The sequence below is a fragment of the Phenylobacterium sp. genome (assembly GCF_044371015.1).
Classification (GTDB): domain Bacteria; phylum Pseudomonadota; class Alphaproteobacteria; order Caulobacterales; family Caulobacteraceae; genus Phenylobacterium.
This window is the reverse complement of sequence record NZ_JBILUK010000069.1, coordinates 1-13,944: the sequence shown is the minus strand read 5'-3', so window position 1 is coordinate 13,944 and position 13,944 is coordinate 1. Positions and strand designations below refer to the sequence as shown.

The window sequence follows — 13,944 nt, the reverse complement described above, 5'->3', positions numbered from 1 at the left end:
CGTCGAGCGTAAAACCCAGTCGCCCGGGCGTCCGGAACTCGACCGAGCCATAGGTCCCAGTCGTGTAGGCGTTAGTGACCACGTCGCGTGCGAAGCCTAGCGTGTCGCGATTGGATCTCACCTGCTGATAGGCGTGACCGACAGTGACTGAGGTACGTGGATTAAGGCGGTATCGGATGCGCCCCTCCGCACCTTCGACAATATCTAGCAGCTTGCCTGGCCGTCCCGACGGCCTGACCTCGCGCAACAAGTCGAGTTCAACGAGAATTCGTCGCCCGAAACGATAGGCGGCATCGGCCTGCCAAGTCGTCGAGTTGAATTTCAAGGAGTCGCCCACTGGCGAAAACTCGCGCTTCACCAACACGCGAGAACCGGTAACACCGACGGTGAGCCGAGACCCGAAGTCTCTCTGAACCCGCCCACCGATCGATTGGGTCCAGAACCCGTCACCCACTGGCCGCCCTGGGTTCATACGATTGGGAAACTCGGTGTTCGCGTAGGTCCAGATCAGTGCCAGATCAGCGAGATTCGGCGCGCCATAAAGTAGGCTGGCGCTCAGCGTCTCCTGTGTCCGATCCTGTATCGTCAGAGTGTTCGCCGAGTTCTTGGCGTCGGTCCGTTGAGCGATAACCATCGCTCCCGGGCCAACCGCGCGCCCGCACTGCATCCCCAGGGCGGTGCCTACCGACTGCAGCCGGTTGCTGGCGCTCGCGAGATCAAGATCCGCTAAGTCACTCTGCGAGGCGGCGTAGTTCACAAATGCCATCGGGCGACACGGGCCCACAACTGCGCCGCCGCCCGCGGTGGCTTGGAACCGCTCGCGATCAAGTTGCTGGTTTCGCCGGTGGAAGTCATAGCCAGCGGACCCTTCGACGAAAAGATACTGTTGGCCAAGGGGTTGAACGAGCCGTCCGCTGACGGTTGGCGTTACCGTCCAGTCCGCTGCAGTTAATCCGCGCCGATTGACGGCCCCTTTTCCCAAACGGGCCAAATTGCTGTCGTAGGCGGAAGTCACACGCCCATCGATCGCCCAATCCCGCTTTGGCTCTACCTGCGGCATCTGGGGCGCGCTCTGCGCTAGGCAGGCGCTAGACAACACCAGGCCCATGACAGGCCCCAGGACCAGCGGACTGGCACGCATTCTCAACCGCTCCACTTTGTCTTGTCCCCTATCGACCGGCGGTCGATTACTAGCAGTTAACGACGCTGGAAGGCATAGGCTCCCACGTCACAGGCGACTGCGCCGACCACTCAGCGTGCGCCGCAGCGTTCCAACGAGATTTTGCGCAGCCTCGCGCACTGCGGCACGGCGCGATGCTTCTGCCACCTTCAGTCCAGACATCACCGGCGCCGGCTGCAACGCCAGCGGCAGCGACAGGGTTCGCGCCAGCACCAGGCGCTTCCGCCGCGTTTGTCCCGGTTGCATCCGATCGATCTCCACCGGATCCAAGCCGGAAATTTCCAGCGCGCCGGCCGCCACCGCAGAGTCCAGCAACTGCTGGCCCGCCTCGGTTCGAGTGATCACCAGGCTGCGCCCCTCGGCTTCCTCAAAGGCAGGGTAACCGTCTTCGTCCCCATACCAGGCATCCGCGCAGGCGACATCTGCGACTCCCCCTACGGCATCCGGACAGATCTTGCAGCGGAACTGAACCTCCTTCGACAGGTGCCCGCCCCAGCTCTCGGAATAAGTCAACTCGGCAACCCGCCCGTCCTTAGTCTCCGCGGCGCACATGCCCGGCCAGCCCCGGCCCCGATAACGGAATGCGATGATATCTTCGGGCTCCACGCCCAACTGAGCGAGAATTCGCCCCACGCCCCCATGACTTGGGATGCCGGCGCAGAAGAAGGACAACATCAGTGGGACGGTCTCGGCCAGCTTGGCGTCCGACCGCGCGAGCCGCCGCAGCGCGGAGATGTCGCAGGGCTTGCCGATGAACGCCATCCGTCCGCCCTCTGCGACGACCGAGAGAATATCGGCTAGCGGCGACGAAGCGGTGTACCGCGAACCCGCGCGAGCGATTACCTCTTCGGGGGTCCGGGAGATGACCGTAGCATTGCGGGTCGGCGCTTCCGGATCAGCGCCCACATGCAGCACCCGATCGACGAGGCCGCTGGTCAGGGCGTGGATCGCCAGCGCCGAGACTGCGCCTCCCGAAGATCCTTCATAGCGAGTCGTTGGATCTGTCGCAGCGCCCGTGACGACGGTCCGTATTGGGCCCCAATAGGGGTCTATGGTGGGGGCGCTTCCGGTCCAAGGTTCGACCCGGGCGCCCGGGCATGCATCGGCGACCTTACGCTCCGCCGCCGCTGTCAGAGGGCCTCCGGTCGCCACAGGGCGCGCATAGCCCGGCGCCTCTTCAGCCATCCGGATGGCACCATCGCTCACCGCTGCGCAAAGGCCGCAGCCGGTGCAGAGTTCCCCGCGCAGAACGCGTCGGACGGTAGCGGACTTCATCTCATGGACTCCCATAGAGGTTCCTTAATGCGACGCCGGTTCACCAGTCCTTTACGCAGATTGGCGCGTTTGGGCGCGGCGCCATGAGAGGAGCCCTTGCCATGCCCGAGCCGAGTCCGCCGGGGGACGGAACGCCTATGGGCCTTAAGCTGTGCCTGGCTGCATCCGGCGGCGGCCACGTTCGCCAATTGCTAGACCTCGAACCCGTTTGGTCGCGCCACGATCGTTTCTTCATCACCGAAGAAACCGCGCTCGGCGAAAGCCTTGCCAAGGACCATCGCACCTTCTTCCTGCCTCATTTCGCATGGGGTCAAGCCAAGCTCGGCGCCCCGCTCCGGATGCTGCGTGGCGCGATTCAGAGTTTCTTCGCCTCACTGAGAATCATGCGTCGGGAGCGCCCCGACGTGGTGATCTCCACTGGAGCCGGAGCGGTAATCTTCCCCGTCCTGCTCGGTCGATTGATGGGTGCCCACGTGGTGGTCATCGAATCGTTCGCCCGCTTCGATCATCCATCGTTGTTCGGCCGCCTGGCCGCCCCCTTGGCCCACGATCTCATCATCCAGTCCGAGAAGCTGCGCGGCGCATATCCGCGTGCGCAGGTCTTCGACCCGCTGCGCACGCCCGAAGGCGACCCGCCTGCCAAGTCGTCCCTGCTGTTCGCCACGGTCGGCGCCACTCTGCCCTTCGACCGGCTGGCCAACTCTGTCGGAAAGCTCAAAGCCGAGGGCGTGATCGCCGAGGATGTGCTTCTGCAGACCGGAGTCGGAGGCGCGCGACCTGACGGCGTCGAGGTGCGCGAGACCATCGACTTCTCGGAGGTCCAGTCGCTCCTGGAGCGGGCCTCCATCGTCGTATGCCATGGTGGGACCGGCTCGCTCATCACGGCCCTGCGCCAAGGTTGCCACGTCATCGCCATGCCAAGGCTCGCCGCGCTCGGTGAGCACTACGACGATCACCAATCCGAGATCACCGAGGCCTTTGCCGCTCGCGGTCTAATCCAAGTCGCCAAGACCGAGGACGAACTGCGCGTCGCACTGGCCGCTTTACCGGGCCGTCCCCGCTTAAGGGCGACCACCGACCCGCAGGCCCTCGTCGCATTCCTCAACGAAAGACTTGGCGGATTGCGGCCGCGTCGGTTCACCGGCCGTACGAACTGAGGCATGATGCGTCAGGAGTGCGAGAGGCGAGTATGAAGCGGTTTTTCGCCGAGTTTTCGCGACGTTTCACTGGCGGAGAGGCCGCGCTTGCGGCGCAACCTATCCTGGCCGGCTACCGCCGTACGATCGCGCCGGGCTGGCGCATCGTCGTTCTCTTTGCGCTCGCCTTCGGAGCTTTCGCCTACGGACTGGCGTTCGGCTACATGGCGCCGGCGCGCATGATGCCGTTGATAGCGCCCATCGCCTTGATGTGCGGGCTGGTGATTTGGGCGCTGCCGGCCGGAGACTACGCGCCGACTCAGGTCCTCGAACCCATCTTCATGGCGTTCTTCGCAGCGCTAGTGCTTTGGCCGAACTACCTCGCGATCGCGCTGCCCAGCCTGCCTTGGCTAACGCTCCTTCGGATCATCGGCGTTCCGCTGATCGCTGTGCTGCTCATCTGCATTTCCGTCTCAAGCGTGTTCCGCGCCCGGTTGTGGGAAGTGCTCACGACCGACAAGGCGATCTTCTGGCTGTTCGTTGGGGTGGTCGTGATGCAGACCATAACCCTACCCTTGTCGCGTGACCCGGGAGGATCGCTTAATCGTTGGATCATCGCTCAGGTGAACTGGACCGCCATTTTTGTTGTCGCCTGCGTCGTTTTTATGCGGCCGGGCTTCGCGGAGTACTGGGTCAGAGTGCTCTTGGCGATGCTGTTCTTGCTCTGCGCGTTCGGTTTCTGGGAATCGCGCTTGTCTCACGTGCCTTGGGCGGGACAGATCCCCTCTTTCCTCAAGATCGAGGACGAAAGCGTCCAGCGAATACTAACGGGGGCAGCACGCGCCGCGACGGGAGTCTATCGCGTTCAGGGGCCGGCGACCACGTCTTTAGGCTTCGCAGAACTGCTGGGTCTCGCCATCCCCTTCGCGATGCATTTGGCGCTGGACCGATATGGTCTCTTATCCCGCTTGACCGGCGCGATTTTCATACCTGTGGCGGTCTGGATGATCCTTCTGACCGACTCGCGTCTTGGCGTCGTCGCCGCCCTTGCCTCCGTGATGTTCTATCTGTTGATCTGGGCCTTGCTTCGTTGGCGTCAACATCAGCGCAGCATCTTTGGTCCCGCCGTCGTCATTGCCTATCCGTTGATTTTCACCGCATTCGTCGCCGCCACGTTCCTTGTCGGACGGCTGCGAGCGCAGGTTTGGGGAGACGGGTCGCAGCAGGCTAGCACCGAGAGCCGCTTCGAGCAGTGGGACATGGGGCTACCCAAGGTCGCGCGCAATCCCATAGGCCACGGCGTCGGCCAAGGCGCCGATGTCCTCGGCTTTACCAATGCCGCAGGCGTGATCACCATCGACTCCTATTTCCTGAGCATCCTGCTTGAGATTGGTGTCGTCGGGTTCTTAGTATATTTCGGCCTCTTCTTGCGAGGCATCTGGACCGCGACAACCACCGTCGTTGAAAGCCAAGGAGATCAGGAAGTCCGCCTCCTGTTGCCCATAGCGGTGTCGCTGATCAACTACGTGATCGTTAAATCAGTACTTAGCCAAGACGCCAATCATCCGTTGGTTTTTATGATGTTGGGAGCAGTTGTCGCCCTCACCTATCGGGCCCGAAAACTGATGGAACAGCCAGCCTGAGGTTGGAATCATCCCCGGTTTAGCACGGTTCCAACAACTGTGACCCCATCTTGGGCAAGTTGCTCAGATAGCAGCTGGACGTCTTCAAAGAAGCTAAGTCCTTGGCGCGCCACCAGCAGAGCGTACCCCGACGCCTTTGCAACCACTCGCGCATCCACCGCTCGGTTGGCGGGCGCCGTATCAAAGATCGTGAAATCGGCGTCACGCAAGCAGGCTTCAGCGAACCTGGAGAAACGCTCCGACACCAGAAGATCCGCAGACTCCAAGTAGTGGGCCCCCGCAAAAACGACGTCCAGGTTTGGGAGAACCTCAACATTCATCACATCTGGAACATTCAACTCCGCATCCAACAGATAATCTGAGAGTCCTGGCCCTGGCGCAGGTGCTAGGATGGCCGCCGACAGGTCCGGCCGTCTCAGGTTCGCTTCCACAAGCCGAGTTCGAACGCCGGTCGTGGCCATCGCTATGGCTAGATTGGAGGCCAGGAAGCTCACGCCGGCGCCTATCGCCGCGCCGCAGATTGCGATGCTTCTTCGACCAGTTGCGAGATGCCCTGCGTTGAGTTGATTGGCCAAATCCGCGAAACTGGCTGTTCCCGGCTCTGCAAGTACCAACGGAACACGTGACTCGAGAAATCGCCAACCAGAAGGCGATAACCACTCATCTGACAGGGCCTCAATCCTTCGCCTAGCAGGGAATGGACTACGGTCTGGCTTCGGGGGTTTGTTCGGCGAGGATAGTGTTGGCCGCCTCATGCGGTGACCGGCTCGGTTACATGCTTGGCTTTACGGAATCCCCCGAACACATGGGGCGACCGCCTCCGACGCCTTTGATTGAATCTAGGCAGCTCAACGAGGATCGTCGCCCCCGCGGCCGTTTCCAGGTGGCGGGCAGTGCGCACACGTCGCCCCATAAGCTCGGACAAGCAGGCTAGGATAGCTCCCAGCATGAGTCCCAGCGTGCCCGAGCCTAGAAAGATTAGGGTCGGGTTCGGAAACACGGGCCGAGGTTCCGCATAGGCTTCTCCCGTTGGCGAAATCGAGCTGAGCGAGTTGGATTGCAATCCTCGGACAACCACGAGCGACTCTGTAAGCTGGCGAAACTCCTCCTGCCGACCGTTAATCTGATCCTGCAACAAACGTATACGGAGGGCCGGCTCCCGCACGGCCAATACTTCGGACTTCAACTGCTCGAACAGGGCTGCAGAGGCGCGACTAGAGGCCAGAATCGCTGCAGACTTTGACTGTGAATTGAGCTTTGTTGTCGATAACTGAGCCCTTAACACGTCCCGTTGCTGGAACATTCGGATCAGGGCAGGATTATTGGGCCCGAGCAATTGTGCTTCTCGCGCGATGGCCGCCTCGAGTTGGGCGAGTTGCGCATCAAGGGGACCAATCGCATCCTCCTGAAGGACGACGGGCGTTTCAGGGCGTTTTGCCATAAGCCCAAGCCGACTACTTGCCTCATCAATACCCTTGGCCCCCAATAACACGCCCGTTTCGATCTCAATTCTATTCTGCAGTGTTTCGAGTTCAGTGAGCTCGGTCCGAACACGCTCGATACTCGCCTGGATCCGTTCGGCGGAAACCCGCGAAGCATCCTGCCTGGCTCGGATGTTGGACTGGATGTAGGCTGTGCGCAGCGCGTCTGCCGCCACACGAGACAACTCCTCACTCTCTCCGTTGTAGGAGATCTCCATGATGTTGCTGCCCTCAACCATCCGCACGCCAATTCTGGGAATGAGGATGGCAGCAACCCATGCGCCGAGATCGCGGGTATCGGCCGCCGGCCTCGCAGCATAGGCCGCCAAGACATCCGGCGCATCCATCCAGCCGAGGATCTCCGCGGCCGGAATGGCGACCTGAGGATCGCGGAGCATCCGGAGCTGGCTCATGAGATAGGCGTCGAGCGTCTTGGACGTCACAACCTCGCCGGTGACCGGATCGGGCCGGATGTAGTCCAGCACCACCCGGGCGCTCCCTTGATATCGCGGCGCGGATGTCGTCGCGACCCACAACCCACCTAACAGCGCGGCGATGGTGGTGACTGCGATCAACGGCCAGCGGGCGGCCAAGGCTCTGAGGATCGAGTTCATGCGCCTATCGGATACGAGTCCGGCGCGTCGCCGGACGTCTGCTTCCTGCATGAGATAGACTTAAGGCCGACTGAACCCAAGAGCGTACCCCGCCAAGCCTTTGGTCAGCCCAAAACGCAGAAAGCCGCCGCCCGAAGGCGACGGCTTCCCGATAGTCTCGAAAGTCTGGTGCGGATCAGACCGCGGCCAGAGCCTTGCGACGGCTGCGGATCATGGCGCCGGCGCCGCCGAAGCCCATGATCATCAGGGCCCAGGTGCCGGGTTCCGGAACCGAAGCGGTCATGGTCGGCGAAGCCGAACGCTCGTTGCCGGCGGCGGCGGCATTGATCACGTACTTCTGCGTCAACGAATAGGTGCCTGGCGCGCTCAGATCGGCGAACGTGGTCTGGTTGCTCGAGTTCGAGCCACTGACGTTCGACGAGAATGTGGAACCGAGCTGGGTGCCGCCAAACAGTTGGTTGGTGTTCGACACGAACATCGACAGGTCGGTCGAGATACGGCCGCCCTGATTGTTGTTCGAGAAGCTGAGGTATTGCTTAACGCCCAACGGCGCGAGGCCGGTACGCGTAATCCAGATCGTGATCGAGGCAGCCTGGTTGGTCCCCGCGTTCACTTCCACAGCGTTCGTGTGAAGCAGACCCGGGCGGCCGAGCGGAGCCGAGCCCGTGACGGAGACGGATTCAAAGCCGCCGCAGTTCACGATGCCGCAGAGTTCGCCCGAAACGAGCAGGCCGTCATCAAGATCGGAAAAGGCTGTGTTCACGCCATCAACCGAGATGTAAACGGCGGCGCTGGCCGGAGCGGCCACCACCACAGAAAGAGCGAGCGCCGAAGCGGCCGCGAGCTTGGAAAACAGTTTCATGTGTCAGCACCCCTTTTGAACTTGTTGATACCCTTAGAGGGGCCACCAACCCCTGTCATCTAGCTTCCCCTGAGAGGCGAGTACGAAACTCTTCCTGCCAGAAAAACCGCCCTACTCACTCAACGATACCGCCTGATGATCGGGCCGATCCGCAGACCTGAGACAGCGCCTGCAAACTCGGCGCCACCTATAGCACCTACGTTGGAACACGGCGAGCGGCTTCACGCCGCAACGCAAAATGTCGCACCCCGCCGAAAAACGGCCTCAGCGCGGGAGTTAAGCAAACAGAAGGCCTATATCGGGCACTAAGGCGCGCGTCCGGGGCCCTCGCGCACGCGTACGCGCTCTGTGAAACCTGGCGCGCACAGGATGGAGATCGAGTTGGCCGGCTGGAAATTGTTCAAGGGAAAGCCCAAAACCAAGGCCCCGCGCGCAGAGGCCGCGCCATCGGCCGTGGTCAAGCCGCTGATCCGTGAAGCGCACCGTCGTGGCGCAGAGGTGGGCGGACTGCCCCGTTTCAATACAACCGCCAGTGATCAGATGAGCGGTCGGGGCGGCGATCGCTTCTCAGCCGTGCGCGCCAAACTGCGCCATGCCTTCACGCCTTCCCAGCCGGTCGCCGACCGGCGTCTCTTTGCGGGACGCGATGCTGTCCTGAAAACCATCATCCGCTCGATCGAGGACCAGCGCCTCCACGTCGTGCTCTATGGCGAACGCGGGATCGGCAAGACCTCGCTGCTGCACGTGCTGACCCAGGCCGCGACCGAGGCCCGTTACATCGTCGTCTACACCTCCTGCGGCGCCAATTCTCGCTTCGACGAGACCTTCCGGGCGGCGGCCGAACAGATCCCCCTGCTGTTCCACTCCGGCTTCTCGCCCACCGCGGCCGAATCCGAGAAGGGCTCGACGCTCGCCGACCTGCTTCCGGGTGATGCGCTCACGCCACGCAAGTTCGGCGATATGTGCGCGCGCCTGACCGGCACTCGCGTCCTGATCATCCTCGACGAATTCGACCGTGCGACCGACTCCGAGTTCCGGCGCGACGTGGCCGAGGTGATCAAGAATCTCTCGGACCGCCTGGGCCGCGTTCAGCTGGTGCTGGCCGGCGTCGCCGCTGACCTCAGCGAACTGGTCGAGCATATCCCCTCCATCCGCCGCAACATCTTCGCCCTGCGTGTGCCCAAGATGACCGAGGCCGAGGTTCTGCAGATTGTCGCCAACGGCGAACGCGAGGCGGATCTGAAGTTCGACACCCAGGCCAGCGCCTTTGTGGTCGAGGTCGCGAGGGGATCGCCCTACATCGCCAACCTGATCTGCCATCATGCCGGACATGCGGCCCTCGACGCCGGACGCGCCACCGTGCTTCCGGCGGATGTGGCCGACGCCGTGGATCGCACCATCCTGGAGTTCCAGGGCCGGATCGCCACACCGTCCCAGCAGCACGTCAAGCGACTGTTCGAACAGGGGCGCCAGGACATGCTCGCCATGGCCGCCCGCTCCGCCCTGGCTGGGGACGGCGTCTTCGATGCGCGCGACATCGAGCAGATCAACGAGACCTCGGCGCGAAAGGCTTCTGAGGCGATCGCGCTGCTCACGACCGAACAGCTGATCCGGCCGGCGCCGGGCCTCATCGACGCGGCGCCTCGGTACGGCTTCGTGGAAGAGGGCCTTCCAACCCTGATCTGGATGATGTGGGCGCAGCGTACGCTGAACCGCGACATTCCCGCCCCCCGGGCGGCCGCCACGGCATCCTGATCGCGGTCCCGTATCTGGAGCGCAAAGGCGCGCTCCAGATGTCTGCAGACATGCAGAACGGCGCATACGTCAGTCGCCCCAACGGCTGACTCTCGCCCCCATTCTCCGCGCGTTGCAGCTTCCGCCGGTCGAGCGGTGGGAGGGCTCACGCATCGCAGGGTTGGTGTGGGGTTAGCCGTAGAGCGCCTTCAGCGCCCTTCTACGTACTTAGCGTTCTCCCATCGACAATAGGGTCCGCACCCGGTCACCTCTCGGAAACTGAGCCCACAATGCAAAACGGGGACCGTAAGGTCCCCGTCCGCTAGTCCGTGTTTTTCAGGCCGACTACTTGGCGGCAGGCGCCGCGGGGACCGACGCGGCGGCAGGAGCGGCCGCTGCGGGAGCGGCCGGGGTCGCGCCGTCTGGAGCCTTGGCGGCTGGCGTCGCCGGAGCAGCGCCCTTCGCGGCGGGCGCGGCGGCCTTGCCAGGCGGCGGCGGCTTGTAGGCGTCGCTGTAGACGATCGTCGACTCGGCAGCCTTGCGCATCGCCTCGATGTCCTTGGTCACCGCCGCAGCCGAGCGCTGCTGGCGCAGCACGTTCATGGCGTAGGCCGTGGCAACTTCGCCTCGGAACGGAACAGTCCGCGATGCGCTGATGACGTTGAAAACAAGCGCTCCGCCCTGCGGAATCACGAACACTTCACCGGGCGGGAGTCCTTGAATTGCTTTTACGAGGTTTTGGTCGGCCGTCAGCGTATCAAGAACCACAGCATTTTCCTGATACTGCACAGCTTCAGCGTCTAGCAGACCCTTAACCGCGGCCAGGCTCTGTAGCGGTCTCAAACGTTCCGGCGTGAGGTTGTTGGGCGCCGCGATCAGCTGATCGACAAACATCACCCGGCGGTCTGCGAATCGGGCGGGATTGTCAGCCACGAACTTCTCGGCTTCTTGGCGACTCGGCTGCGTAACCTTTCCAGCGAGCTTTCGCTGGTAGAGCTGCGCCAACAGCGTCTCCTCGCCACGCTCTACCTGAATGATGAAGTCAGGCGTGTCGTCCAGCTTCTCGGCGCGGGCCTTCTCGGCGATGATCTTGCGCAGGATGATCCTTTGAAGCGCCTGTTGCTGAGCGGCCTTCATCACCGCCGGATCCCGCGAACCGAAGTTCCCGAGTTCCGCGCGAAGTTCAAGACCGGTGATCTCTTCACCATCGACCGTCGCCACAACCTGTCCGCTGGGTTTTCCGCCGCCGACCAGCTTCTTCACCTGATCGCAGCCCGAAACCGCGAGACCCGCGCCGACTATCGCCGCGATCACAAGCGTTTTGGATTTCACTGAACCTCTCCTTGGCCGGACCCGCCTTTTCGCGGGCGTCACGGAACCTGAATGCGTTCTCTAACCGCCAGCCTATGAATTAATCGTATTCCCGCAAATCACCATAGCGGCGAGACATCGCGAACGGCTCAATCTGTGTTCCGATCTCGGACGCTGGCGGGATTTCCCGTGGCGATCGACCGGGGCGGAACATCACGGATCACGACGGCCCCCGGCGCGATGATCGAGTCTTGGCCGACGGTCACGCCAGGCATGATGATGGCCCGAGCACCAAGCAGGCATCCTGCCTCTAAGCGCGTATCCAGATATATTCCACGCGTCATGTCATGGGTCAGCACCACCGCCTCCTCGTCGATCACGCATCCCTCTGCGATGTGGATGCCGCGCGGCCAGGTGCGGTCGATCAAAGCCGACGGCGCGATCCTGGCGCTGGGATGGATGTCCATCCCCCACACCTTGACCTGGATCAGCCGGATCACCGCTCGGCGTAGCGAATCGATCACTGGGATTGGGCTCCATAGGATAGCCGGTTAAGTCTCACCCGATAGACTGGCGGGAGTCGCGGGAGCCCGTACATGGCCTTGAAGTCGTTGAACCAACTTAGGAGCTTCCGCAACGCCCTGATTCGCTGGCGCAACCGCTGGATTGAGCGACGCTTAGGCGTCGTGTTTGGGGCGAACGCCAGTGTCTCCCTTTCCGCGCGTTTCCGACCCGCAGGTCCGGGCGAGATCGTGATTGGCGATGACACTCTAATCGCCTTCAAAACCCTGTTTATCACCCGCGACATTGTCACCGGCGAAATCCGACCAATTCGAATTGGATCGCGTTGTTTCATTGGCGGCGGCAGCATCATCCTGCCCGGTGTGACGGTCTCGGACGAATGCATCGTGGGTGGCGGCGCGGTGGTCTTCGATGACGTACCACCTGGATCAATCGTTGTGGGCAACCCCGCGCGGATCCTGCGAAGCAATATCGAGGTCGGACCCATGGGACGTCTGAAGGGCGCCGACGAAAAAACCCGCGAGATGTACCGCCTCTGATCAGGTCCGCGCCGCAAGGTCCCTCAGATACCGCCCGTACTCGCTCTTGCCCTGGGCCTCGCCTTGCCGGTTCAGCTCTTCCCGGCTGATCCAGCCGTTCTCGAAGGCGATCTCCTCCAGGCATCCGATCCTCAGGCCCTGGCGCTGCTCGTAGGTGCGGATCAATTCGCCGGCCTGAATGAGGCTGTCATGCGTGCCGGCGTCCTCCCAGGCGAACCCGCGCCCCAGCATCTCGACATGCAGCCCACCCTCCTGCAGGTAGACATCATTCAGCGCCGTGATTTCAAGTTCACCCCGCGCGGAGCGGGTCAAGGTCTTGGCGATCTCGCTGGCGCGGCCGTCGTAGAAATAGAGCCCCGTCACGGCCAGGTTCGACTTCGGCTTGGCCGGCTTCTCCTCGATCGAGAGCGCCCGGTTGTCGGCCGACATTTCCACCACGCCGTAGCGTTCCGGGTCGTGCACCGGATAGCCGAAAACGGTCGCGCCCTCGGTCCGCGCATCGGCCGCCTTCAGCATCTGCACGAAGTTCTGCCCGAAGAAGATGTTGTCACCCAGAATGAGTACGCTGGGCCCGCCGCCGACGAAGTCCTCGCCCAGGAGATAGGCCTCGGCCAGCCCGCCGGGTGTCGGTTGGATCACGTACTCGAACTTGACGCCGAAGCGCGACCCATCGCCCAGCAGGCGCTGAAACCCCGCCTGATCCTCGGCGGTGGTGATGATCAGGATCTCGCGCACGCCGGCCAGGAACAGCACCGACAGCGGATAGTAGATCATCGGCTTGTCGTAGACCGGCAGCAGTTGCTTCGAGACTGCGATGGTCAGGGGATGCAGCCGCGTGCCGGCGCCGCCGGCGAGGACGATTCCTTTGCGCATGTCGCTCACGCCTTCACCAGGCCGAGCCGGTCGGAATGGAATCCGCGCTCGCGGATCCGCTCCACCCAGCCATAGTTGTCGACATACCAGCGCACCGTATCCTCCAGCCCCTGATCCAGCGCCATGCGCGGCCGCCAGCCCAGCTCCGCCTCTAGCTTCGAGGCGTCGATGGAATAGCGGAAATCGTGTCCCGGTCGGTCGGTGACGAACGTGATCTTGTCCGCGTGGCTGGTGTTGGCCGGCGCCATCTTGTCGAGGTGCGCGCAGATGATCTTCACCACCTCGAGGTTGCGCTTTGTGGCGTCGCCGCCCACGCAATAGGTCTCGCCCAGGCGCCCCTTGGCCATCACCAGCAGCAGCGCCTCGGCGTGGTCGTCCACATGCAGCCAGTCGCGCACCTGACGACCGTCGCCATAGACCGGGATGGTCTTCCCTTCGAGCGCCCGCGTGATCACCGTCGGGATCAGCTTCTCGGGAAACTGGTAGGGACCATAGTTGTTCGAGCAGTTGGTGATCACCACCGGCAGGCCGTAGGTGTGGCCCCAGGCCCGCACCAGATGATCCGAAGCGGCCTTCGATGCCGAGTAGGGCGAGCGCGGGTCGTACGGCGTCTCTTCGGTGAAATCCCCGTCCTCGCCCAGCGCGCCAAACACCTCGTCGGTCGAAACGTGGTGGAACCGGAACGCCGACTTTGCGGACTCGCTGAGCGTGTTCCAGTGAGCGCGCGCCACTTCCAGCAAAATCGCCGTGCCCAGAACGTTGGAGCGCACGAAG

13 protein-coding genes and 1 pseudogene are annotated in these 13,944 nt (G+C 62.8%); 4 read left to right on the top strand and 10 right to left on the bottom strand.

The window, feature by feature from the left end:
• The 3 genes and pseudogenes from ACIQ3R_RS08010 to ACIQ3R_RS08000 form a co-directional block, all read right to left on the bottom strand.
• Positions 1-1,060: hypothetical protein (locus ACIQ3R_RS08010; RefSeq protein WP_397417119.1), on the bottom strand; the 1,060-nt coding region annotated here is incomplete at its 3' end.
• A 168-nt stretch (positions 1,061-1,228) separates the two neighbouring features.
• Positions 1,229-1,942 (bottom strand): Coenzyme F420 hydrogenase/dehydrogenase, beta subunit C-terminal domain, encoded by a 714-nt coding sequence (locus tag ACIQ3R_RS08005; protein WP_397417121.1) that lies wholly within the window; start codon positions 1,940-1,942, stop codon positions 1,229-1,231.
• A 36-nt stretch (positions 1,943-1,978) separates the two neighbouring features.
• Positions 1,979-2,365 (bottom strand): annotated as a pseudogene (locus tag ACIQ3R_RS08000) (coenzyme F420 hydrogenase/dehydrogenase beta subunit N-terminal domain-containing protein); the annotation flags it as partial.
• A gap of 227 nt (positions 2,366-2,592) precedes the next feature.
• Between ACIQ3R_RS08000 and welK the strand changes: the two are divergent.
• Together welK and ACIQ3R_RS07990 are read left to right on the top strand one after the other, a co-directional pair.
• A complete protein-coding gene (gene welK, locus ACIQ3R_RS07995) occupies positions 2,593-3,612 on the top strand; it encodes a beta-1,4-glucuronosyltransferase WelK (protein WP_397417117.1) in 1,020 nt (339 codons plus the stop codon).
• Between the two features lie 32 nt (positions 3,613-3,644).
• Positions 3,645-5,234 (top strand): O-antigen ligase family protein, encoded by a 1,590-nt coding sequence (locus ACIQ3R_RS07990; protein WP_397417115.1) that lies wholly within the window; start codon positions 3,645-3,647, stop codon positions 5,232-5,234.
• Positions 5,235-5,242: 8 nt separating this feature from the next.
• Here the strand turns inward: ACIQ3R_RS07990 and ACIQ3R_RS07985 are convergent, their stop codons facing one another.
• The 3 genes from ACIQ3R_RS07985 to ACIQ3R_RS07975 form a co-directional block, all read right to left on the bottom strand.
• Positions 5,243-5,728, bottom strand: coding sequence for a CpsD/CapB family tyrosine-protein kinase (locus tag ACIQ3R_RS07985; protein ID WP_397417112.1), 486 nt, complete (start codon positions 5,726-5,728; stop codon positions 5,243-5,245).
• Positions 5,729-5,985: 257 nt separating this feature from the next.
• The gene (locus ACIQ3R_RS07980) at positions 5,986-7,329 is read right to left on the bottom strand and encodes a GumC family protein (protein WP_397417110.1); all 1,344 of its coding nucleotides are present in this window, start codon (positions 7,327-7,329) and stop codon (positions 5,986-5,988) included.
• A gap of 175 nt (positions 7,330-7,504) precedes the next feature.
• Positions 7,505-8,143 (bottom strand): PEPxxWA-CTERM sorting domain-containing protein, encoded by a 639-nt coding sequence (locus ACIQ3R_RS07975; protein ID WP_397417108.1) that lies wholly within the window; start codon positions 8,141-8,143, stop codon positions 7,505-7,507.
• A 417-nt stretch (positions 8,144-8,560) separates the two neighbouring features.
• Between ACIQ3R_RS07975 and ACIQ3R_RS07970 the strand changes: the two genes are divergently transcribed.
• Entirely contained in the window at positions 8,561-9,946 is a 1,386-nt protein-coding gene (locus ACIQ3R_RS07970; protein ID WP_397417105.1) for an AAA family ATPase, read from the top strand.
• 324 nt (positions 9,947-10,270) lie between these two features.
• Here ACIQ3R_RS07970 and ACIQ3R_RS07965 read toward each other — a convergent pair whose 3' ends face one another.
• A complete protein-coding gene (locus ACIQ3R_RS07965; protein WP_397417103.1) occupies positions 10,271-11,188 on the bottom strand; it encodes a hypothetical protein in 918 nt (305 codons plus the stop codon).
• A gap of 197 nt (positions 11,189-11,385) precedes the next feature.
• The gene (locus ACIQ3R_RS07960) at positions 11,386-11,736 is read right to left on the bottom strand and encodes an acyltransferase (protein WP_397417101.1); all 351 of its coding nucleotides are present in this window, start codon (positions 11,734-11,736) and stop codon (positions 11,386-11,388) included.
• 96 nt (positions 11,737-11,832) lie between these two features.
• Between ACIQ3R_RS07960 and ACIQ3R_RS07955 the strand changes: the two genes are divergently transcribed.
• A complete protein-coding gene (locus ACIQ3R_RS07955; RefSeq protein ID WP_397417099.1) occupies positions 11,833-12,297 on the top strand; it encodes an acyltransferase in 465 nt (154 codons plus the stop codon).
• Here ACIQ3R_RS07955 and rfbA read toward each other — a convergent pair whose 3' ends face one another.
• Positions 12,298-13,170, bottom strand: a complete 873-nt coding sequence (rfbA, locus tag ACIQ3R_RS07950) for a glucose-1-phosphate thymidylyltransferase RfbA (protein ID WP_397417097.1) — start codon at positions 13,168-13,170, stop codon at positions 12,298-12,300.
• 5 nt (positions 13,171-13,175) lie between these two features.
• A partial coding sequence (locus ACIQ3R_RS07945) for a dTDP-glucose 4,6-dehydratase (protein WP_397417095.1) occupies positions 13,176-13,944 on the bottom strand: 769 nt, incomplete at its 5' end.